We start from the raw sequence: 21457 nt of genomic DNA, 5'->3' as shown, positions 1-21457 counted from the left end.
CCTGCTACGCGGGGATCCGCTTGGCCCGGGCGAGCTCCGCCACGAACCACCCGCTGTCCTTCACGATCCGCTGCTGCGTCTCGTAGTCGACCCGCACGATGCCGAATCGCTTCGTGTAGCCGTAGCCCCACTCGAAGTTGTCGAGCAGCGACCATACGAGGTAGCCGCGCAGGTCGACGCCGCGCTGGAGCGCACGGTGTGCGGCGGTGAAGTGGCGGCGCAGGTAATCGACGCGCTTGGCGTCGTGGACCCGGCCGTCCTCGACCCGGTCCGGGAACGCGGCGCCGTTCTCCGTGATCATGAGCGGTTGCGAGGGGAACTGCTCCTTCAGGGAGACCAGCAGCTCCTCCAGGCCGTCTGGCGCGATGTTCCAGCCCATGTCGGTGTACGGCCCCGGCTGCACCAGGAACTCGACATCGGCGCTGCCCGGCCAGGGCGACCCTCCGACGTCCTTGTGCCCGTCGGCGGCCGAGCGAGCGCTGACCCCGTCCCACATCTTCACCGTGACGGTGGAGTAGTAGTTGACGCCGAGGACGTCGACCGGCTGGCGGATCTCCTCGAGATCGCCGGGGAGAACGAACGACCAGTCCGTGATGCCGGCGGTGTCCTCCAGCAGGTCGGCCGGGTACTGCCCGCGCAGCATCGGCCCGGTGAACGCACGGTTCGCGAGCGCGTCGATCCGCCGGATCGCCTCCGGCGAGCTGTCGTCGTCGCCGCGGATCACGTGGAAGTTCAGCGTGACCGAGTACTGCGCGTCGGCCTTGGTGACGCTCGACCGAAGTGCCTGCAGGGCGAGTCCGTGCGCCAGATTCAGGTGGTGCACCGCCTGCAGGGCGCCGAGCGGGCTGGTGAGGCCGGGTGCGTGCGCGCCGGACCCGTACCCGAGGTAGGCGGAGCACCATGGCTCGTTGAGCGTGGTCCAGGTGTGCACGCGGTCGCCGAGGGCGGCGCCGACGATGCCCGCGTACTCCGCGAAGCGCAGGGCCGTCTCCCGGTTGCGCCAGCCGCCGGCATCCTCGAGCGCCTGCGGAAGGTCCCAGTGGTAGAGCGTCGCGATCGGCCGGATGCCTCGATCGAGCAGGCCGTCGACGAGCCGGGAATAGAAGTCGAGCCCCGCGCGGTTCGCCGGCCCCGACCCGGTCAGCTGGATGCGCGGCCAGGCGATCGAGAACCGGTACGCCTCAAGGCCCAGCTCCGCCATGAGGTCGAGATCCTGCTCCCACCGCCGGTAGTGGTCGTCCGCCACGTCGCCGGTGTCGCCGTTCACGATCTTGCCCGGCGTGTGGCTGAAGGTGTCCCAGATGCTCGGGCCGCGCCCGTCCTCGTGCACCGCACCCTCGATCTGGTACGACGCCGTGGCCGAGCCGATCAGAAAATCCGGGGAGAACTGCAGCCCACTGTCGCGGTAGTCGGGGCTGCCGGAGGCGGTGTCGGTCACAGGGTGAGTCCTGCCTTTCCGTCTGTGGACGTCGTCGCGGCGCCGCCCAACACCCTAGCCGTCCAGCGTTCGCTCCCCCGGCTCGTCAGCTGCGCCTCGGTCTCGCCGAAGCGGACGTCGAACGTCGCCGTGCGCCCGTCCGGCTCGGCCACGACGAGCGATCGCCCGGTGCCTGCCGGGCCGGGCGTCACCACCAGCTCCAGCCCGTCGAGGTACGGGTAGTCCGCGCGGTCGTCCCGCCCGCCCACCGGGATCACGGCGCCAGGGCGCACGTAGAGCGGGAGGGTGTCGAAGCCGTGCGTCTCGCGCCGCCACGTGCCGCCCGAGACCCTCTCGCCGGTCCACCAGTTCGTCCACTCCCCCGCCGGCAGATAGAACTCGACCGTGCCGTCGGGGGTGAACACGGGAGCTACGAGCAGGTCGCGGCCGAGCATGTACTGCCGGTCGAGATACGCCACTGCGGGATCATCGGGGAACTCGAGCTGCATCGGCCTCATGACCGGGATGCCGCGTTCGGTCGCCTCGGCGCCCACCCCGAACAGGTAGGGCATGAGCCGGAGCTTGAGCTTGCTGAACGTGCGCGTCACCTCGACCGCGGTCTGGCCATCCGGGACCCCCGACTCCTGAGCGTCGAACATCCACGGCACCCGGTACGAGCTCGACCCGTGGAATCGGGAGTGGCTCGACAGCAGCCCGAACGCAGTCCAACGCTTGAACACGCCGGCGTCTGGGGTGCCCTCGAACCCGCCGATGTCGTGGCTCCAGAAGCCGAACCCGCTGAGCGCCAGCGACAGGCCGCCGCGCAGGGTCTCCGCCATCGACTCGTACGTGGAGGTCGAGTCGCCGCCCCAGTGCACCGGCAGCCGCTGCCCCCCGACCGTCGCCGACCGGGCGAACAGCACCGCCTCGCCGGTGCCCCGCGCCTCCTCCAGCACGTCGAACACCGCCTGGTTGTAGAGCTGCGTGTACCAGTTGTGCATGCGCTCCGGGCTGGAGCCGTCGAAGTACTCCACGTCGAGCGGGATCCGCTCGCCGAAGTCGGTCTTGAAGCAGTCGACGCCCTGGTCGATCAGCCGGCGCAGGTGCCGCTGGTACCAGGCCACGGCGTCGGGGTTCGTGAAGTCGACGAGGCCCATGCCGGCCTGCCAGAGATCCCACTGCCAGACGTCCCCGTCGGGCTTCTTCACGAGGTATCCGGCGTCGCGGGCCTCCGCGAAGAGGGCTGAGCGCTGGCCGATGTAGGGGTTGATCCACACGGAGACGCGCAGGTCCTTCTCGTGCAGCCGCGCCAGCATCCCGTCCGGGTCGGGGAAGACCCGCGGGTCCCACTCGAAGTCGCACCAGTTGAACTCGCGCATCCAGAAGCAGTCGAAGTGGAACACCGACAGCGGAAGGTCGCGCTCGGCCATCCCGTCGAGGAAGCTGGTGACCGTCGCCTCGTCGTAGTCCGTGGTGAAGCTGGTCGACAGCCAGAGCCCGTACGACCATGCGGGCACCGGTGCGGGCCGGCCCGTCAGCTCGGTGTACCGCTCCAGCACGTCCTTCGGCGTCGGTCCGTCGATCACGAGGTATTCGAGCGCCTCCCCGGCGACGGAGAACTGCACCCGCTCCACGGCCTCCGACCCGATCTCGAACGACACGTGGCCGGACGAGTTCACGAGCACCCCGTATCCGCGGTTGGTCAGGTAGAACGGCGTGTTCTTGTAGGACTGCTCGCTCGACGTGCCGCCGTCGGCGTTCCAGATCTCGACGGTCTGACCGTTCTTCACCAGCGGGCCGAAGCGCTCGCCCAGTCCGTAGACCAGCTCCCCGACGCCGAGCGCCAGCTGCTCATGGAGGTAGCTGCGGTGCGGCGGCACGCGGGTGCCGGCCCGCGCGTTGCCGACGAGGCCGCGGTCGATCTGGGCGTCGTCCTCCACGAGCATCAGACCCTGCGCCTTCGCTCCGCTGCGGGTGATCACTCGACCGCCGGACTCGAAGGAAAGGTCCCATGGCGCCCCGGCGCGGATGCGCGCGGTGAGTCCGCCGCTCACAAGCTCCGCGCCGTCCTCGGTGCGGTGCACCGCTCCGTGCCCCACCTCGGCGCCGACCAGGTCGAAGCCCGGGTCGCGACGGACACCCTGGAAGTGCTCGATCCGGACCCTGATCACACCCGGGAGCGGCGAGCTGAGGGTCGTGGTGATCATAGGCCGGTTCAGGGTGTCGCCGCGGCGCTCGATGACCTTGGTCGGTGCAGTGACGACGAGCTCGCGCTCGCGCGTCTCGATGTCGTACGCCTCCTGGCCGTACAGACCGGTGACCCCCGGCCGGAGCTGCCAGAACCCGTCGGTGAACTTCATTGCATGCCTTTCTGGTGCGCCCGCTTCGGGACGCGGATCGTGCCGACGGCTACTTGACGGCGCCCGCGGTGATGCCCCGCGTCAGCGTGCGCTGGAAGATCAGGAAGAACACCAGCGTCGGGATGACGCCGAGCAGCGCGGAGGCGCTCGTCGTCGTCACATCCATCAGTCGGTCGCCCTGCAGCACGCTGATCGCCACCGGGACGGTCTGATTGGCGTTGCTGACGAGGAACGTGAGCGGGATCAGGAACTCGTTCCACGTCCAGATGAAGAAGAAGATGAGCAGCACGCTGAGCGTCGGCCGGCTGATCGGCACGATGATCCGCCACAGGATGTGCCAGCGGCTGGCACCGTCGAGCGCGGCGGCCTCGAGCACCTCCTTCGGGAACGTGCCGTAGACGCTCGACAGCAGGTACGTGCCGAACGCGCTCTGGATCACCGTGAAGATGATGATCACGGACCACGGATTGTTGTAGAGCCCGATCTCCCGGAACATGTAGTAGAGCGGGTACAGCAGCGCCTCCTGCGGCAACAGGTTCGCCAGCAGGAACAGCACGATGATCCACGTCCGTCCGCGCACCCGGCCGATGCCGATCGCGAAGGCGTTGAGCACCGAGATGATCACGGCGAAGAGCGCCACGAGACCCGAGATGTAGATCGAGTTCCACAGCTTCTCCGGGAAGTCCACCCGCTCCCAGAACGCCACGATCCCGTCGAAGTACAGCTGCGTCGGCAATGCCAGCGGGCCGGACGTGTTGTAGTCGGCCGGTGACTTGAACGAGTTGATCAGGATCAGCAGGAACGGGAACGCGATCAGGATCGCCACCAGCACGGCCAGGCCGAGGATCACCCAGTCGCCGGGGGTCTTCGTCTTGCGCCGGCGAGGCCGCTCCCGCTTGGTGGCGACGACGGGGAGCGCCGGGGCGGCTTCGGTGGTCACAGGCCTTCCCTTTCCTTCGCCTCCGCGGCGTGCTGGGCGCGGAGGAACACGATGGCGACGACGCCGATGAGCAGCGTCAGCGCGGTGGCGACGGTCGCGCCGTAGCCGACCTGCTGGGACTGGAAGAACTCGGTGTACGCGTAGTAGCTGGGCACCAGCGTGCTGGTGCCGGGCCCGCCTCGGGTGAGCACGTAGATCGGGCCGAAGACCTTCAGTGCCGCGATGGTCGTCGTGAGGGTCACGACGAAGATCTCCGGGCGGATGATGCTCACCGTGATGGCCCGGAATCGCTGGAACCAGTTGGCGCCGTCCAGCTCCGCCGCCTCATAGAGTTCCGGATCGACCCGCTGCAGGGCCGCCATGAAGATGACCACCGGGTAGCCGAGCTGTACCCACACGAGCACCACCATGATGCTCGCGAGCGCGGTGTCGGGGCTTCCGAGCCAGTTGTTCGCAAGCCCGCCGAGTCCGATCCCCTCCAGGATGGTGTTGAGGGCGCCGTTCTGCGGGCGGAGGATCCAGCCGATCACGATGCCGGCGACGACGACGGGGAGGATCTGGGGCAGGTAATAGGTGGCGCGGAGGAAGCTCGCAAGCCGTCCGCCGAACTTCCGGCCGATGAGGTCGAAGAGCACCGCCGCAAGGACCAGGCCGAGCAGCGTCGGCACGATCACCATCGCGACGATCATGTAGATGCTGTTGATGAAGGAGGCCCAGAAGGCGTCATCGCCGAGGAGCTCCCTCCAGTTCTCCAGCCCGATGAACTCGGGCGGGCGGATGCCGCGCCATTCGGTGAAGCTGAGGTAGATGTTCCAGCCCAGTGGGATGAGCACGATCCAGGTCAGCAGCGCGAACCCGGGGATGAGGTAGAGCCAGTATCCGAGGGTGCCGCCGCGTCCGCCGGTTGGGATCATGCCCTCTTCCGCGCGCTTCACCTTGCGGGGTGCGCGGACGAAGGGAACCGCCGATGCCATGTGGAGTCCTTCAGTCGTCGTTGAGATCCGGGGACCGGTGGTTGAGGAGGCGGCGCTCGTTGCCGCCGTCTCGAAACCACCTGCCGCGCGGGCGGGGTTTCGAGACGCGCCCCAGGGGGCGCTCCTCAACCACCGATATGGGAACTACTCGCGGAAGTCCGCCGCGTAGTCGTCGTACTCCTCGCCGAGCGACGTGAGCACCTCGTCCGACGACTTGGTCCCGTTGACGAGCTCCTGCAGTTCCGCGACGAGGGCGTCGTAGAACGTCGGCGTCGGCCAGTCGGGGTAGAACGCGAGGCCGTCGCGCTCGTTGACCGTGTTGAAGCCCTCGATGAGCTCCTGGCTCTTCTCGTCCGTGATGTCCGCGACCTCAGCCGCGACGGGCAGGCCGCCGTTGTTGCCGAGCAGCGCCTGGATCTCGGGGCGCATGGTGATGTCGATGAACTCGTACGCCAGCTCCGGGTCACCGGAGTTTGCCGGGACGACCCACATGTTGCCGGCGGAGCCGAGGGTCAGGTCCGACTCCGGGAAGAGGAACGTGCCCCACTCGAAGCCGTCGATCTCGTCCGCGAAGCGGCCGTACCACCAGCTGCCGGAGTAGAACATCGGGGCGTCGCCGTTGATGAACGAGACTCCCGCGTCCTCCGCCTTCAGGCCGGTGATGTCCTCGGAGATGAAGCCCTTGTCGACGTACTCCTGAACCTTCTCGGTCGCGTAGGTGAGAGCCTCGCCCTGCCAGTCGACCTCGTTCTCGTAGAGCTGGTAGTCGTTGACGAACTGACGGTCCGCCTGGGACAGCGCGAACTGATACCAGAGCTGACCCAGCGGGTACTCGAGGGCCGCCTCGGCGAGGGGCGTGGTGCCCTCGTCAGCGAAGGTCTGGAGCACGGCCTCGAACTCGTCGAGGGTGGTGGGGACCTCGACGCCGGCCTCCTCGAAGGCGTCCTTGTTGTAGTAGACCATCACGTACTCGCCGTAGTTGGGCACGCCGTACCAGTCGCCGGAGCCCATCACGCCGTCTTCGCTGTAGCGCGCGGTGGTCTGCAGGGAGGGGGCGAGCTTGTCGGCCCAGCCGTACTCCTCGACCGCATCGGTGATGGGACTGAGCAGGCCCTGGCTGGCCAGGAGGCCCGCGGTGGCGTTGCCCTTGTTGTACTCGAGGATGTCGGGCGCCTCGTCCGAGTTCAGCACCTGGCTGGCCGTGCTTCGGATCTGCTCGAAGCTGCGCTCCTCGAACTCGACGGTCGCCCCGGTCTCCTCCTCGAAGACCCGGATCGCCTCGTCCCAGGCGACACCCATGGCACTGTTCGCACCCTCGAAGTGCCACAGGGTGAGGGTGTTGTCACTTTCCTGGGCTCCGCCGCCGCCGCCCGAGCAGCCTCCCAGCAGCAACGCACCCGCGGCAGCTGTGGCCACGATTGCAGGGACTCTCCTGCGCATCCGTACCTCCTTGTAGTGGAGCAGACCCGCTGGACGCGTTACCGGTAAACCGACCACGCGGTGCGCAACCACTCCGATGCTGATGTTTGGAACACCATAACCGCAGTGTTACCGGTAAACAAGCGAATGGACGCGATTCCTCAGAAATCGCTTTCCGAAGCTTCGGGAATGCGACTCAGCGCTCCGGGGCGCCGAGGTGCGTCTGGAAGTGGGTGATCGCCAGGAGCTCGTCCTCGATGGCGCCGCCCTCGTGGGCGTTGTACTCCCAGACCGTGATGTCCTTGTCGCCGGCGTACCGGTTGAAGGCCGCGAAGACCGTGGATGGCGGGCAGATCGCGTCCATCAGTGCGGTCGTGAAGACGGCCGGCGCCGTGGCCCGCGGGGCGAAGTTCAGTCCGTCGAAGTAGCTGAGCGTGCGATGGACCCGTTCCACCTCATCCCGGTGGATGCGGAGATAGTCCGCGACCTCCCGGTACGGATACGCGTCGGTGATGCGGGTCGCGCGCGGGAAGTCGCAGAGGAACGGCACGAAGGCGGCGACCGCGGCGATGTCGTCGCGCAGGCCCGCGACTGCGAGCGCGATGCCGGCGCCCTGGCTGCCGCCCTGCACCGCGATACGGCCAGGATCGACGATCTCGAGCGCGCGCGCCGCGTCCACGGCGCGCACCGCGTCGGTGAAGAGCCTGCGGTAGTAGTAGGTGTGCGGGTCGCGGATGCCGCGCGTCATCACGCCGGGAATCGCGGGACCGGCCGGGCCGTCGTCTGGCGTATCGCCGCGGCTCCAGCCTGCACCCTGGCCGCGGGTGTCCATCTGCAGGTGCGCGAAGCCCGATGCGGCGAGCAGCAGGCTCTCGGCCGCATGTCCGCGCCCGCCGCCGTAGCCGACGTACTGCACCACCGTCGGAAGGGGCCCGGTCGCATTGCGCGGCACGCGCAGCCATGCCCGCACACGCGTGCCGCCGGATCCGCGGAAAGTCACGTCGAAGACGTCGATCGTCGTCATCGAGGTCGCCACCGGGCGGACGTCGACGTCGAGCGGTCGGCCTGACGCCTCCGCGAGGGTCTCGCTCCAAAAGCGGTCGAAGTCCTCCGGCTCCGTCTGAGAGCCGGAATAGCGGCGGAGCTCCAGCTCCGGAGAATCGGTCAGCACGCGTCCATCCTCCAACACCGGGGCTGCCTGGTAACGCTCGCATAGGGTCCCGCTCCGCGGCGTGCCGAGGTCCAGGCCGGAACGATGAAGGGCGCCCCGGCCGAAGCCGGGACGCCCTTCACGCGGATCAGGACTCGAACCCGATGGGCAGGTACTGCTCCACGTTGTCCGCGGTGACCACCGGGGCGTTCAGCACGATCCGGTTCGGCACCTCGACCTCGACCAGGTCGCTCATCGCCTTGCCCTGGGCGATGAGCCGGGCGAGACGGATGCCGTCGGCGGCCTGGGTGGACGGGTAGATGACCGTCGCCTCGAGCGGCGTGTCCCCGGCCTGGATGGCCTCCATCGCGTTCCTGGAGCCGGCGCCTCCGACCATGAAGAACTCGTCGCGGCCCGCGGCGTCGATCGCGGCCAGCACGCCGATGCCCTGGTCGTCGTCGTGGTTCCAGATGGCGTCGATCTGCGGGGCGGCCGACAGCAGCTGCGACGCTGCCGCTTCACCGCCTTGCACCGTGAAGTCGGCAGCGACTCGGTTGTCGACGTTCAGCCCGCAGTCGGACAGGGCATCCTCGAAGCCCTGGCTGCGGTCCTGCGTCAGCGGCAGCGAGTCGATGCCCGCGATCTCGGCGACGACGGCGTCGGGGTTGTCACCGAGCTTCTCGCAGATGTAGGTGCCGGCGCTGACGCCCATGCCGTAGTTGTCGCCCAGGATCGTCGTGCGGGCGGCGAACGGGCTTGAGAACTCGCGGTCGACGTTGATCACCGGAATGCCGGCCTCCATCGCCTGGATCGCGACCTCGGTCAGCGCAGCGCCGTCGGTTGGCAGCAGCACGATGGCGTCCACGCCGTCGTTGATGAAGCCCTCGACGTGGCTGATCTGCAGGTTCGCATCGTTGGTGCCCTCCGCGACCTGGAGTTCGATGTCGTCGTACTTGTCAGCCTCCGCCTGGGCGGCCGAGTTGATCGCGCCGAGCCAGCCGTGGTCGGCAGCCGGTCCCGAGAACCCGATGGTGACGGTCTCTCCCGACTCTTCGTTGCCCTCGACGGTGCTCTGGGTCGGCTCTTCGCCGCCGCCTTCGCCGGCGCTTCCGGTGTCGCCGGGGGTACAGCCGGCGAGCAGGCCGATCATTGCGAGGGATGCCCCGCCCGCGATCATCAGTCGCTTGCGCAGGGTGCGTGGTGCAAGCATTCGTTCCTCCTAGTGATGTATGCAGTTCGTCGACGCGGAGGAAGCCCCGGAGGCGGCCCGAGCAGTCGCCGCGACGTCCTCCTCGACGTCTGGTGCAACCCTACCCATGGGAACGCTCCCCGGCGCGGAAAAGTGCCGGAGAAACCCCGAAACAGCACGCCCTGGCGGGGATGCCGTTCTGTTATGTTCCCAGCATGATCAGTGATGACCATGGAGCACCCCTGCTCGAGGTCCGCGGCATCGTGAAGAGCTTCGCGGGAGTGAAGGCCCTCCGCGGCGTCGACCTCACCGTGACGCCCGGCGAGGTGCACTGCGTGCTCGGCCAGAACGGCGCCGGCAAATCGACCCTGATCAAGACCCTGGCCGGCGTTCACACGCCGGATTCCGGCGAGATCCGCTGGAACGGCGAGGTCGTCACGCTCGCCGATCCGACCGCCGCGATCGAGATCGGCATCGCCACGATGTACCAGGAGCTCGACGTCGTCGACGGTCTCACGGTGGCCGAGAACATTTTCCTCGGTCACGAGCACGCGAACTTCGGTGTCTCGAACCGGCGGATGGCGAATCGCATGGCGCGGGAGCTGATGAACCGGCTCGGACACGGCGACCTCTCGCCGAACCGGGAGGTGGGCAGCCTGTCCGCCGCGAACAAGCAGATCGTGAGCATGGCGCGGGCGCTCTCCCACGACATCAAGCTCATCATCATGGACGAGCCGAGCGCCGTGCTCGACGCCGAAGAGGTGAAGAACCTGTTCCGCGTCGTGCGCGAACTCACGGCGCAGGGCATCGCCGTGATCTACATCTCCCACCGGCTCGAGGAGATCCGTCAGATCGGCGACCGGATCACGGTGCTGAAGGACGGCCAGAGCACCGCCAGCGGGCTGAAGGTCGCGGAGACGCCCACTGCCGATCTCATCGGCCTGATGACCGGCCGGTCGGTCGAGAACGTCTTCCCGCCTGCGACGCCGGTCCCCGCCGATTCGGGCGTCGTGCTGGAGGTCGAGAACCTGAGTCTCAGAGGCGTCTTCTCCGACGTGAGCTTTCGCGTGCGGGCGGGCGAGGTCGTCGGCCTGGCGGGCCTCGTCGGCTCAGGACGCAGCGAGATCCTTGAGACGCTGTATGGCGCGCGGAAGGCGACGTCCGGCACCGTGCGCGTGGGCGGCAAGCCGTTGGCGAGAGGCTCCGTGCCGGCCGCGGTCGCAGCCGGGATGGGGCTGTCCCCTGAGGAGCGGAAGAGCCAGGGACTGCTCCTCGAGGAGCCGGTCTACCGCAACGTGACCCTGTCGAGCTTCGCCCGCTGGGCCAAGTTCTCCCTCCTCAATGAGCGCGAGGAGCGCAAGCGCACCCTCGCTCAGATCGAGGCGCTGGAGCTTCGCCCCGCGGATCCGGACCGTGCAGCGAAGACCCTCTCCGGGGGCAATCAGCAGAAGATCCTGCTCGCTCGCTGGCTGCTGCACGGCACGAAGGTGCTGGTGCTCGACGAGCCGACCCGGGGCGTCGATGTCGGCGCCAGGTCGGAGATCTACGCCCTGATCCGCCGTCTGGCCGCGGCGGGCACCGCCATCGTCGTCGTCTCGAGCGAGATCGAGGAGGTGCTGGGTCTCGCCGACCGGGTGCTGGTCATCGCGGATGGCCGGGTTCTGACCACCGCGGAGGCGAGTGAGTTGAGCGAGCACGACGTGCTCGATCTCGTTCTGAAGGGAAGTGCAGCATGACCGTGCAGACCGAGACCCCGCCGACCGCCGGCGGCGAGGACGGCAAACCGACCGGCAGCTTCGGGCGAAACCTGCTGAGCGGCTCCGCCGGCCGGAACCTCGGGCTCGTCATCGCCCTTGCGCTGCTGGTGCTGGTCGGAGCGATCACCGCCGGCGACCGGTTCACGAACATCGACAATCTGGTGTCGATCCTCCGGTACGCGTCGGTCATCGGTGTGATCAGTGTGGGCATCACCTTCGTGATCATCGCCGGCGGCATCGACCTCTCCGTCGGCTCCGTGATGGGCCTGTCCACCATCGTCGCGACGATATCTGCGGTGCAGCTGGCGTCGACGCAGACCTGGTGGGGCCTGATGGCCATCGTCGCCATCGCCACGGGAGCGCTCTGCGGCCTGGTCAACGGGGTGGTCATCGCGTACGGCAAGGTGGTCGCCTTCATGGCGACCCTGGCGATGCTCGTCGCCGCGCGCGGCCTCGCGGAGCTGATCTCCAATCGTCAGACCGAGATCGTCGACGTGCGCGGCTTCCTCGCTTTCTTCCGCGGCGCTCTCCTGGGCGTTCCGATCCTGGTCTGGATGTTCGCGCTCGTCGCGGTCGCCGGCTGGTTCCTGCTCAATCGCACGACCTTCGGCCGCCGGACGGTCGCGATCGGCGGCAACCTGGAGGCGGCCAGGCTCGCCGGCGTCAAGGTGCGACGGCACATGGTCGCCCTGTATGTGCTCTCGGGCACCACGGCGGGCATCGCCGGGGTGATGATGCTCGGTCGCACCACGGTCGGCACTTCCACCCACGGCCTGCTCTACGAGCTCGACGCGATCGCCGCGGTGGTCGTCGGCGGCACGCTGCTCGTCGGCGGTCGCGGCACCATCGCGGGCACCGTGCTCGGCGTGCTGATCTTCTCGACCCTGACGTACGTGTTCGTGCAGAACAACCTCTCCAGCTCCGTGCAGCAGGTGGTCAAGGGCATCATCATCGTGGTCGCGGTGCTGCTCCAGCAGCGGTTCGCCTCACGCGACCCGAACAAGGCGGCCCGCACCGGCTGACGCCGCTCCGCACCCTGAGCGAACTGTTCCCGTTTCGGCTCGATGCGCCCGCCGCGGCGGGAACATCGGGCCGGAACGGAAACAATCTCGCGCGATCCTGGCGACCCGCGCGGTGCGCCGGGCTCCGTCAGGCGGATGCGCTGAGTGACACCGGGTCGGCGAGCAGCGGCGCGAATGCGAGCTCGGCCGCCCCGACGATCACCAGGTTCTCGCGCAGCTCCGCCCGTTCGATGCGGACGCCCTCCGATATGGCCGCGAAGGAGGCCTCCCGCACACGCAGGCGGAGGCGCTCCGGGTCGACATCGAACAGTGACCCGAGGAAGCCGCCGAGCAGCACCAGCTCCGGATCGAAGGCGGCGATGAAGCTCGCGATGGAGCGGGCGAGCACGTCGAGCTGCCGCTCGAGCTCCACGCGGACGTCGGGCGCACCACTCGCCAGCAGGGCGTCCAGCTCGTCGGGGTCTGCGGCGCTCCGTCCGAGCGCCGCGAGGAGCGGCTCGACGCCCACTTCCGTCTCGAGGCACCCGCGATTGCCGCAGTGGCAGGGGCCACCCGCAGGGTCGGCCAGCGTGTGGCCCAGCTCGCCGCCGTACCCCGCTGCGCCGCCGAGCGCACGTCCGCCCGTGAAGACGGCACCGCCGATGCCGCTGCGGCTGCCGTTGAGGTAGACGAGGTTCCGTGCGCCCTTCCCGGCGCCGTGGATGAGCTCAGCGACGGCCGCCGCTTTGGCGTCGTTGGTGGCAACCGCTGGGACGCCGAGCGCCTCGGCCATCCGGTCGGCGAGCGGTTCGTCGTGCCATCCCAGGTGCGGGGCGAAGGTGACGAGCCCGTCCGGCGAGCGAACGAGTCCCGGCAGGGCGATCCCGGCTCCGACGACGCGCACTCCCGCGTGCCGGCGTCTGAGCTCGGTAGCCATGCCTGCGGCGAGCGCGACCGCCTGTTCCGCGGTCGGCACGCCGGCGGTCTCCCGGCGGATGCGGCCGTGCACGAGCCCGCCCAGCCCCACCAGGCCCACCACCACAGCGTCGAGATCGGGGTGGACGGCGAGGCAGGCGATCCGGCCGTTCGGGTTCACCACGGGGCTCGGCCGGCCCACGGTCCCGCCGCCGGGGGCCGCCGTCTCGAAGACGAGATCCCGCTCCGCAAGCTCGCTCACGAGCGCCGCGATGGTGGACCGGTTGAGGCCGGTGCGACGGGTCAGCTGGGCCCGCGGCTGCGCCCCGTCCTGGGCGAGGAGGGTCAGGATGGTGGAGAGATTGTGCCGGCGGGTCTGGTCGTTGCTGTTCCCGAGGCCCGCTGCGAGCGGGCGCGGCGGATCGGTCAGGTTCCGCACGGCTCCTCCTTCGCTGGGAGTCCACAGTATCGGGCGATCCGGCTTTGACACCCTCCCCCGACAAGAATATGTTGGGGGCGATAACTTTTCCCTCATCGACGACGCTGACTGGAGCATCCGCATGACCCTCACGCCCACCCGCGACGACAAGTTCTCGTTCGGCCTCTGGACCATCGGCTACAACGGAACGGATCCGTTCGGCGGTCCCACCCGTGAGCATCTCGACGTGGTCGAGGCCGTCACGAAGCTCTCCGAGCTGGGCGCCTACGGTCTCACCTTCCACGACGACGACCTGTTCGCCTTCGGCTCAGACGACGCCGCGCGCCAGACGGAGATCGACCGCCTGAAGCAGGCGCTCGCCGACACCGGTCTTCTCATCCCGATGGTCACCACGAACCTCTTCAGCGCTCCAGTGTTCAAGGACGGCGGCTTCACCTCCAACGACCGCCAGGTGCGCCGGTTCGCGCTGCGGAAGGTGCTGCGCAACATCGACCTCGCGGCGGAGCTCGGGGCCAAGACGTTCGTCATGTGGGGCGGCCGCGAGGGCGCCGAATACGACGCCGCCAAGGACGTCCGCTCCGCGCTCGAGCGCTACCGGGAGGCGGTGAACCTGCTGGGCGACTACGTCACCGACAAGGGCTACGACATCCGCTTCGCCATCGAGCCGAAGCCGAACGAGCCGCGCGGCGACATCCTCCTCCCGACCCTGGGCCACGCCCTCGCGTTCATCGAGTCGCTGGAGCGGCCGGAGCTCGTCGGCATCAACCCCGAGGTCGGGCACGAGCAGATGGCGGGGCTGAACTTCGCGGCCGGCATCGCGCAGGCGCTGTACCACGGCAAGCTCTACCACATCGATCTCAACGGCCAGCGCGGCATCAAGTACGACCAGGACCTGGTGTTCGGCCACGGCGACCTGCACAACGCATTCGCGCTCGTCGACCTGCTCGAGAACGGCGGCCCGAACGGCGGCCCGTCCTACGACGGCCCGCGTCACTTCGACTACAAGCCGTCGCGCACGGAGGACGCCAACGGCGTCTGGGACTCCGTCTCGGCGAACATGCGCACCTACCTGCTGCTGAAGGAGCGTGCCGCGGCCTTCCGCGCCGACCCGGAGGTGCAGGAGGCGCTCGAGGCCGCGCGCGTGCCCGAGCTCGCGCAGCCGACGCTGAACGAGGGTGAGTCCTACGACGACCTGCTCGCGGACCGGACCGCCTATGAGGACTTCGACCCGAGCGTCTACCTCCACGGCAAGGGCTTCGGCTTCGTCCGCCTGCAGCAGCTCGCCACCGAGCACCTCCTCGGCGCCCGCTGACACCCACGCCCTTCCTCGAGTCGCGGACTTCTCAGTCGACACACGTCGATTCGCATGAGAAGTCCGCGACTCGGCGGATGCCCCTCGATCGGAGGATGGACATGATACTCGTCGCCGGGGTCGACTCATCGACCCAGAGCTGCAAGGTGGTCGTCCGCGACCTCGACACGGGCGCCGTCGTGCGCACCGGCCGGGCGTCGCATCCAGACGGCACCGAGGTGCACCCCGATGCCTGGTGGGATGCGCTCACCGTCGCGCTCGCAGATGCCGGCGGTCTCGAGGACGTCGCGGCGATTGCCGTGGGCGGTCAGCAGCACGGCATGGTCGCGCTGGACGCGTCCGGAACCGTGATCCGGCCCGCGCTGCTCTGGAACGACACCCGCTCGGCGCAGGCAGCCGCAGACCTGACCGACGAGCTCGGCGCTGAGCGCTACGCCGCGCGCACCGGTGTGGTGCCGGTCGCATCCTTCACCGCCACGAAGCTCCGCTGGCTCGCCGACGCCGAACCCGAGAACGCGGCGCGAGTGGCGGCCGTCGCACTCCCGCACGACTGGCTCACCTGGCGGCTGCGCGGCTTCGGACCCGACAACCCCGTGCTGGAGGAGCTCGTCACCGACCGCTCCGACGCGAGCGGCACGGCCTACTTCGACACGGCGGGCGGGGACTACGACCGCGAGCTGCTGGCGCGCGCGCTGCGCAGGGACAGCGCGGAGAACGTGATGCTCCCCCGCGTGCTCGGCCCCGCGGAGTCGGTGGAGGGTCCCGCGGGCTCACCGACCTCCGGTCTCCGCATCGGCGCGGGTGCCGGCGACAACGCGGGCGCCGCGCTGGGCCTCGATGCGAGCCCGGGTGACGTCGTGGTCTCGATCGGCACCAGCGGCACCGTGTTCGCGGTGACCCGGAACCCCGTCCAGGACGCCAGCGGCACCGTCGCCGGCTTCGCGGACGCGACCGGCAACTTCCTCCCCCTCGTCGCGACGCTGAACGCCGCCCGCGTGCTCGACGCGACGGCGCGGCTGCTCGGCGTCGACCACACCGAGCTCGGCCGCCTGGCGCTCGAAGCCGAGCCAGGCTCGGCGGGCCTCGTGCTGCAGCCGTATTTCGAGGGCGAGCGCACCCCGAACCGACCGGACGCCACCGCCACCCTGTTCGGCATGACGCTCGGCAGCACCACCCGCGAGAACCTCGCGCGCGCGGCGATCGAAGGACTGCTCTGCGGCCTCGCGGACGGGCTGGACGCGATCCGGAGGCACGGCGTGGTCGCGAGCCGGCTGCTGCTCGTCGGCGGTGCGGCCCAGAACCCGGCCGTCTCGGCCATCGCCGCGCAGGTCTTCGATGCGCCGGTGGTGGTGCCGGAGCCGGCCGAGTACGTCGCCCTCGGCGCTGCGGCGCAGGCCGCATGGGCACTCACCGGCACTCGTCCCGCCTGGACCGTGCAGACCTCGTCGGAGCCGCCCGCCGACCACCGGCCGGTCATCCGCGAGCAGTACCAGGCCCGCGCCTGACGGTGCTCGCTATCGGCCCCGGCACGTCCGGGGTTACGGTTGAGCCGTGACGAGCGCGCTCATCATCTCCGGGGGTTCGGACTACAGCGATCCATGGCATCCGTTCGCCGAGACCTCGAAGCGGATCGCCGGGGTGCTCGAGGCCGCCGGCTGCACCACCCTGATCGCGGACCGCGTGGCCGACGCGGACTTCCACGACGCGCAGCTGCTCGTCGTCAACGCCTGGAACGAGGACCGCGCCTCAGCGGGCGACGCCGCGCTGCGGGCGGGGATCGAGTCGCACATCGGTGCAGGGAGGCCGCTGCTCTCGGTGCACTGCTCTGTGATGCTGTTCGGGGCGCCACCGGAGTCGGCGTGGGACGGCTGGGAGGCGATCACCGGCGCGTTCTGGGAGCGGGACGTGAGCCTGCACCCGCCGTTCGGCGACGCGGTGGTGCGGATCGCCACCGACGGGCACCCGATCGTGGCCGGGGTGCGGGACTTCACGGTGCAGGACGAGCGCTACAGCTTCCTCAGGATGCGCCCCGATGTCGAGCCGCTCGCCTGGCACGAGCATGAGGGCGTCGAGCATCCGCTGCTCTGGGCGCGCACCGTCCGGGACGCCCGTGTCGTCGTCGACCTGCTTGGGCACGACGCGCGTTCGTACGACTCCCCGGCGCGCCGTGAGCTTCTCGCGAGGGCCATCGCCTGGCTGCTCGACGACCTCGACTGACCCGACGGACACGGGGCAATTCGGCGTATCCGCGCCGCGGCGCGCAGCAGGAACGCCGGAGCCCCGGCCGCGGCAGTGGCGGTCGGGGCTCCGGGAGCGAGTCGGCGAGCCTCAGGTGCGGGCGCCGGCTCGCCGCTTGTTGAAGACGTCGAACGCGACGGCCAGCAGCAGCACCATTCCCTTGATGAACTGCTGGTAGTCGGTTTCCACGCCGAGCAGCGACATGCCGTTGTTCAGAACACCCATGATGAGGCCACCGGTGATCGCGCCGACCACGGTGCCGACCCCACCCTGCACGGCCGCACCGCCGATGAACGCCGCAGCGATGGCATCGAGCTCGAACAGGGTTCCGGCTCCCGGGCCGGCGGAGTTCAGCCGGCCGGTGAACACCAGCCCGGCGAGGGCAGCCAGCACGCCCATGTTCACGAACAGGTAGAAGTCGATCTTCCGCGACTTGATGCCAGACAGGTCCGCCGCGTGCCGGTTGCCGCCGACCGCATAGATGTGACGGCCGAAGACGCTGCGCGTCATCACCGCGGTGTACACGATGACGAGCACTGCAAGCACGATGAGCACCACGGGAGTGCCACGCGAGCCGGGCGCGATGCCGAGCAGGTACGTCAGGCCGAGGATCAGGATCGCGGTGAAGGCCATCTTCAGGACGAACCAGCCGAGGGGCTCCGTCTCGAGATCCAGCCGGACTCGCTTGACGCGCTCCCTCACCTGCTGGCTCACGAAGAAGATGAGCGCAAGCACGCCGAGTCCCACAGTGATCCACTCCGCCGGCGACGTCGCCGCCGGGAAGAGCTGCGGGAACAGGTATCCGCCGCCCAGCTGCCGGTACTCGGCCGGGAACGGGGTGATCTGCTGGTTTCCCAGCACGATCTGGGTCAGCCCGCGGAATATCAGCATGCCGGCGAGGGTCACGATGAACGCAGGTATTCCGACGAACGCCACCCAGAACCCCTGCCAGGCGCCCACGATCGCTCCGATGACCAGCGAGCCGAGGAGCGCTACCCACCACGGCAGTCCCCAGTCGGCGATCATCACGCCGGACATCGCACCCACGAAGGCGGCGACCGAGCCGACCGAGAGATCGATGTGGCCCGCGATGATGATCATCACCATCCCGATCGCGAGGATCAGGATGTAGCTGTTCTGCACGATGATGTTCGCGACGTTTCCGGCGGTCAGCAGCCGACCGTTCGTGAGCACCTGGAACAGCAGCACGATGACGAGCAGCGCGATGAAGATGCCGATCTGACGCAGCCGGCTGGTCAGGAAGCTGAAGCTTCCCCGGAGCAGGGTGCCCCGCACCACCGAGTTCTGTCCAAGCTCCGGACCCTTAGTGGACGATGACATGGTCGGCTTCCTTCTCCTTCGTCATGAACTGCATGAGGCGCTCCGGTGTCGCCTCGCTGATCGGCACCTCGCCGGTGATGTGCCCCTCCGAAAGGGTGTAGATGCGGTCGCAGATACCGAGCAGCTCCGGCAGCTCGGACGAGATGACGATGATCGCCTTCCCCTGCGCCGCGAGCGTATTGATGATGGTGTAGATCTCGTACTTCGCGCCGACGTCGATGCCGCGCGTGGGCTCGTCGAGGATGAGCACATCCGGATCGGAGTACATCCACTTCGACAGCACGACCTTCTGCTGGTTGCCGCCCGAGAGCTTCCCCGTGATCGACCCGACCGACGGGGCCTTGATGTTCATGCTCTTGCGGTACCGGTTCGCGACCGCGAATTCCTCGTCGGCGTCCACCCAGCCGCGCGGCGCCAGCTTGCGGATCCCGGCTGCGGAGATGTTCCGCTTGATGTCCTCGATGAGATTCAGCCCGTAGCGCTTGCGATCCTCGGTGGCGTAGGCGATTCCGTGCCGGATCGCTTCCGACACGTTGCGGATCTTGACCTCCTTTCCGTGCATGTAGACACGGCCCGAGATGTGCGATCCGTAGGCGCGTCCGAACACGCTCATCGCGAGCTCGGTGCGGCCGGCACCCATGAGTCCGGCGATCCCGACGACCTCGCCGGCGCGCACCGAGAGGTGGGCACCGTGGATGACGACACGGGCCGGCTCCGTCGGGTGGTGCACCACCCAGTCCTCGATCCGGAGGATCTCCTCGCCGATCTTCACGCTGCGGTCGGGATAGCGGTGTTCGAGGTCCCGTCCCACCATCCCCTTGATGATCCGGTCCTCGGAGATGTCGTCGGTGTCGAGATCGAGCGTCTCGATCGTGCGCCCGTCGCGGAGGATCGTCACCTTGTCGGCGATCGCCTTGATCTCGTTGAGCTTGTGGCTGATGATGATCGACGTGATCCCCTGCCCCTTGAGGTGGCGGATCAGGTCGAGCAGATGCGCGGAATCCTCATCGTTGAGTGCCGCGGTGGGCTCGTCCAGGATGAGCAGCTTCACCTGCTTCGAGAGCGCCTTGGCGATTTCGACGAGCTGCTGCTTGCCGACGCCGATCTCGCTCACCGGGGTGACCGGGTTGTCGCGCAACCCCACACGTGCGAGGAGCTTCGCGGCCTCGGAGTTGGTCTTGTCCCAGTTGATGATCCCGCGCTTCGACTGCTCGTTGCCGAGGAAGATGTTCTCGGCGATGGAGAGGTAGGGGCTGAGGGCGAGCTCCTGATGGATGATGACGATGCCGGCGTTCTCGCTGTCACGGATGTCGCGGAACTCGACGGGCTGTCCCTCATAGACGATCTCACCCTCGTAGGTGCCGTGCGGATACACCCCGGACAGCACCTTCATGAGCGTCGACTTGCCTGCGCCGTTCTCGCCGCAGATGGCGTGGACTTCGCCCGGCTGGACGGAGAGGTTGACGTTCTGGAGGGCCTTCACACCCGGAAACGTCTTGGTGATGTTGCGCATCTCAAGGATGTTCTGCGCCACTTGGTCCTCGCTTCGTTGTCGTGGATGGCTGAAATCTACGCCCGGAGGGCGCCCGGCGGGAGTATGAGCCCCCGCCGGGCACCTGAGCCGCTACTCGAGGTCGGACGCCTCGTAGTAGCCGCTGTCGATGAGCACCTCTTCGTAGTTGTCGACCGTGACGATCTCGGTCTCGAGCAGGTACGACGGCACGACCTTGACGCCGTTGTCGTACGTCTCGGTGTCGTTCACCTCGGGCTCCTCGCCGCTCAGCACGGCGTCGACCATCTTCGCGGCCTGGTCGCCGAGCAGGCGGGTGTCCTTGAAGATCGTCGAGTACTGCTCGCCGGCGATGATCGACTTGACCGAGCCGACCTCGGCGTCCTGACCGGTGATCACCGGCAGGTCGCTCGCCGAGTATCCGCCACTGGTGAGCGCCGAGATGATGCCGATCGAGAGGCCGTCGTACGGCGAGAGCACACCGTCGATCTCGGTGTCACCGATGATCGTGAGGAGGTTCTCCATCCGCTCCTGCGCCGTCTCCGGCAGCCAGCGAAGGATCGCCGCCTGCTCGAAGTCCGTCTGACCGCTCGGCACCTCGAGCACCCCGGAGTCCAGGTAGGGCTGGAGCACCTCCATCGCGCCGTTCCAGAAGAACGTGGCGTTGTTGTCGTCCGGGCTGCCTGCGAAGAGCTCGACGTTGAACGGGCCCTCCTCGCCGGTCTCCTCGCCGTTCTCGTCCAGCACACCGAGCCCGATGAGCAGCGACGTGGCCTGCTGCCTTCCGACCTCTTCGTTGTCGAAGGTGGTGTAGTAGTCGACGTTCTCCGAGCCGCGGATGAGGCGGTCGTATGAGATGACGGAGATGCCCTGGTCCGCCGCCTGCTGGAGCACGTCGGTGAGCGTGGTGCCGTCGATCGCCGCGATGACCAGCGCCTCGGCTCCGGACGAGATCATGTTCTCGATCTGCGAGACCTGCGTCGGGATGTCATCGTTCGCGAACTGCAGGTCGACGTCGTAGCCGAGCTCTTCGAGCTGCGACTGCACGTTGTCGCCGTCCGCGATCCAGCGCTCCGACTGCTGGGTCGGCATGGAGACGCCGACCTTCCCGCCGTCGGACTCGCCCTCGCCGCCTCCGCCGCCGCCCCCTCCGCCGCCGCCCGTGCGGCTGCCGCTGCAGCCGGACAGCGTGATGGCCAGAATTCCCGCGGCAGCGACGCCGCTGAGGATGTGCCTTCTCTTCACTGTGTTTCCTTTCTCGATGCTGTTGGTTCTCGGTCCGGCCGCGATCTGCCGCCGGGGTCGACCGGCCCGATGCGGCCGGCGAGTCTTCGGTCAGAGGGCCAGTGCCCCCTGCGGGGCCTGGTCGGCGCTGCTGTCCCATCGGGCGTCCGTCGGCTGGCCGTAGACGTTCTGGTAGCGGTCGAACAGGGCGTCGATCTTCTCCTGCGGGATCGGGACCGGCTCCCCCAGCTGGCGGGCGATGTGCACCGTG

Annotated in this window: 16 protein-coding genes; 5 read left to right on the top strand and 11 right to left on the bottom strand. The window is 68.5% G+C overall.

Features of this window, described 5'->3' with window-relative positions:
* Positions 1-4 precede the first annotated feature (4 nt).
* The 7 genes from ACFFGH_RS29180 to ACFFGH_RS29150 form a co-directional block, all read right to left on the bottom strand.
* Positions 5-1438: a GH1 family beta-glucosidase gene (locus ACFFGH_RS29180; RefSeq protein WP_386675469.1), complete on the bottom strand. Its 1434-nt coding sequence runs from the start codon at positions 1436-1438 to the stop codon at positions 5-7.
* Complete coding sequence (gene yicI, locus ACFFGH_RS29175; protein WP_386675467.1) at positions 1435-3777, bottom strand: alpha-xylosidase; 2343 nt, start codon at positions 3775-3777, stop codon at positions 1435-1437. Before yicI ends, ACFFGH_RS29180 begins: the two co-directional genes overlap by 4 nt.
* A gap of 49 nt (positions 3778-3826) precedes the next feature.
* Positions 3827-4717 carry a carbohydrate ABC transporter permease gene (locus ACFFGH_RS29170; protein WP_386675465.1) on the bottom strand — a complete coding sequence of 297 codons (891 nt, stop codon included), beginning with the start codon at positions 4715-4717 and terminating at the stop codon, positions 3827-3829.
* A complete protein-coding gene (locus tag ACFFGH_RS29165; RefSeq protein WP_386675463.1) occupies positions 4714-5691 on the bottom strand; it encodes a carbohydrate ABC transporter permease in 978 nt (325 codons plus the stop codon). Before ACFFGH_RS29165 ends, ACFFGH_RS29170 begins: the two co-directional genes overlap by 4 nt.
* Positions 5692-5835: 144 nt before the next feature.
* Positions 5836-7131, bottom strand: a complete 1296-nt coding sequence (locus ACFFGH_RS29160) for an ABC transporter substrate-binding protein (RefSeq protein WP_386675461.1) — start codon at positions 7129-7131, stop codon at positions 5836-5838.
* Positions 7132-7306: 175 nt separating this feature from the next.
* The gene (locus tag ACFFGH_RS29155) at positions 7307-8281 is read right to left on the bottom strand and encodes an acetylxylan esterase (RefSeq protein ID WP_386675459.1); all 975 of its coding nucleotides are present in this window, start codon (positions 8279-8281) and stop codon (positions 7307-7309) included.
* Between the two features lie 127 nt (positions 8282-8408).
* The gene (locus tag ACFFGH_RS29150; protein WP_386675457.1) at positions 8409-9470 is read right to left on the bottom strand and encodes a substrate-binding domain-containing protein; all 1062 of its coding nucleotides are present in this window, start codon (positions 9468-9470) and stop codon (positions 8409-8411) included.
* 194 nt (positions 9471-9664) lie between these two features.
* Here ACFFGH_RS29150 and ACFFGH_RS29145 point away from each other — a divergent pair, with 194 nt between their 5' ends.
* Both ACFFGH_RS29145 and ACFFGH_RS29140 read left to right on the top strand, forming a co-directional pair.
* The gene (locus ACFFGH_RS29145; RefSeq protein WP_386675455.1) at positions 9665-11185 is read left to right on the top strand and encodes a sugar ABC transporter ATP-binding protein; all 1521 of its coding nucleotides are present in this window, start codon (positions 9665-9667) and stop codon (positions 11183-11185) included.
* Entirely contained in the window at positions 11182-12228 is a 1047-nt protein-coding gene (locus tag ACFFGH_RS29140) for an ABC transporter permease (RefSeq protein ID WP_386675452.1), read from the top strand. The genes ACFFGH_RS29145 and ACFFGH_RS29140 overlap by 4 nt, the downstream gene beginning before the upstream one ends.
* Before the next feature lie 127 nt (positions 12229-12355).
* Here ACFFGH_RS29140 and ACFFGH_RS29135 read toward each other — a convergent pair whose 3' ends face one another.
* Positions 12356-13561: an ROK family protein gene (locus tag ACFFGH_RS29135; protein ID WP_386675450.1), complete on the bottom strand. Its 1206-nt coding sequence runs from the start codon at positions 13559-13561 to the stop codon at positions 12356-12358.
* Between the two features lie 121 nt (positions 13562-13682).
* Between ACFFGH_RS29135 and xylA the strand changes: the two genes are divergently transcribed.
* From xylA to ACFFGH_RS29120, 3 genes are all read left to right on the top strand, one after another.
* Positions 13683-14873, top strand: coding sequence for a xylose isomerase (xylA, locus tag ACFFGH_RS29130; RefSeq protein WP_386675448.1), 1191 nt, complete (start codon positions 13683-13685; stop codon positions 14871-14873).
* A 95-nt stretch (positions 14874-14968) separates the two neighbouring features.
* The gene (gene xylB, locus ACFFGH_RS29125; RefSeq protein ID WP_386675446.1) at positions 14969-16378 is read left to right on the top strand and encodes a xylulokinase; all 1410 of its coding nucleotides are present in this window, start codon (positions 14969-14971) and stop codon (positions 16376-16378) included.
* Positions 16379-16424: 46 nt separating this feature from the next.
* Positions 16425-17090, top strand: a complete 666-nt coding sequence (locus ACFFGH_RS29120) for a ThuA domain-containing protein (protein WP_386675444.1) — start codon at positions 16425-16427, stop codon at positions 17088-17090.
* 111 nt (positions 17091-17201) lie between these two features.
* Here the strand turns inward: ACFFGH_RS29120 and mmsB are convergent, their stop codons facing one another.
* The 3 genes from mmsB to chvE all read right to left on the bottom strand — a co-directional run bounded on the left by mmsB (position 17202) and on the right by chvE (position 21207).
* Entirely contained in the window at positions 17202-18452 is a 1251-nt protein-coding gene (gene mmsB / locus ACFFGH_RS29115; protein WP_386675443.1) for a multiple monosaccharide ABC transporter permease, read from the bottom strand.
* A complete protein-coding gene (mmsA, locus tag ACFFGH_RS29110) occupies positions 18436-19986 on the bottom strand; it encodes a multiple monosaccharide ABC transporter ATP-binding protein (RefSeq protein WP_386675440.1) in 1551 nt (516 codons plus the stop codon). Before mmsA ends, mmsB begins: the two co-directional genes overlap by 17 nt.
* 90 nt (positions 19987-20076) lie before the next feature.
* Positions 20077-21207: a multiple monosaccharide ABC transporter substrate-binding protein gene (chvE, locus tag ACFFGH_RS29105; protein WP_386675437.1), complete on the bottom strand. Its 1131-nt coding sequence runs from the start codon at positions 21205-21207 to the stop codon at positions 20077-20079.
* Positions 21208-21457 lie beyond the last annotated feature (250 nt).

The sequence above is a fragment of the Lysobacter korlensis genome, assembly GCF_042434515.1.
Note: the sequence above shows the minus strand (reverse complement) of the source record. Positions and strands in the feature narration are given on the sequence as shown.

Bases quoted from the DNA above. Each gene is read 5' to 3' on its own strand.
- yicI (WP_386675467.1), bottom strand. From the start codon at position 3,777: ATGAAGTTCACCGACGGGTTCTGGCAGCTCCGGCCGGGGGTCACCGGT.
- ACFFGH_RS29165 (WP_386675463.1), bottom strand. From the start codon at position 5,691: ATGGCATCGGCGGTTCCCTTCGTCCGCGCACCCCGCAAGGTGAAGCGC.
- ACFFGH_RS29160 (WP_386675461.1), bottom strand. From the start codon at position 7,131: ATGCGCAGGAGAGTCCCTGCAATCGTGGCCACAGCTGCCGCGGGTGCG.
- ACFFGH_RS29150 (WP_386675457.1), bottom strand. From the start codon at position 9,470: ATGCTTGCACCACGCACCCTGCGCAAGCGACTGATGATCGCGGGCGGG.
- ACFFGH_RS29145 (WP_386675455.1), top strand. From the start codon at position 9,665: ATGATCAGTGATGACCATGGAGCACCCCTGCTCGAGGTCCGCGGCATC.
- ACFFGH_RS29140 (WP_386675452.1), top strand. From the start codon at position 11,182: ATGACCGTGCAGACCGAGACCCCGCCGACCGCCGGCGGCGAGGACGGC.
- xylA (WP_386675448.1), top strand. From the start codon at position 13,683: ATGACCCTCACGCCCACCCGCGACGACAAGTTCTCGTTCGGCCTCTGG.
- xylB (WP_386675446.1), top strand. From the start codon at position 14,969: ATGGACATGATACTCGTCGCCGGGGTCGACTCATCGACCCAGAGCTGC.
- mmsB (WP_386675443.1), bottom strand. From the start codon at position 18,452: ATGTCATCGTCCACTAAGGGTCCGGAGCTTGGACAGAACTCGGTGGTG.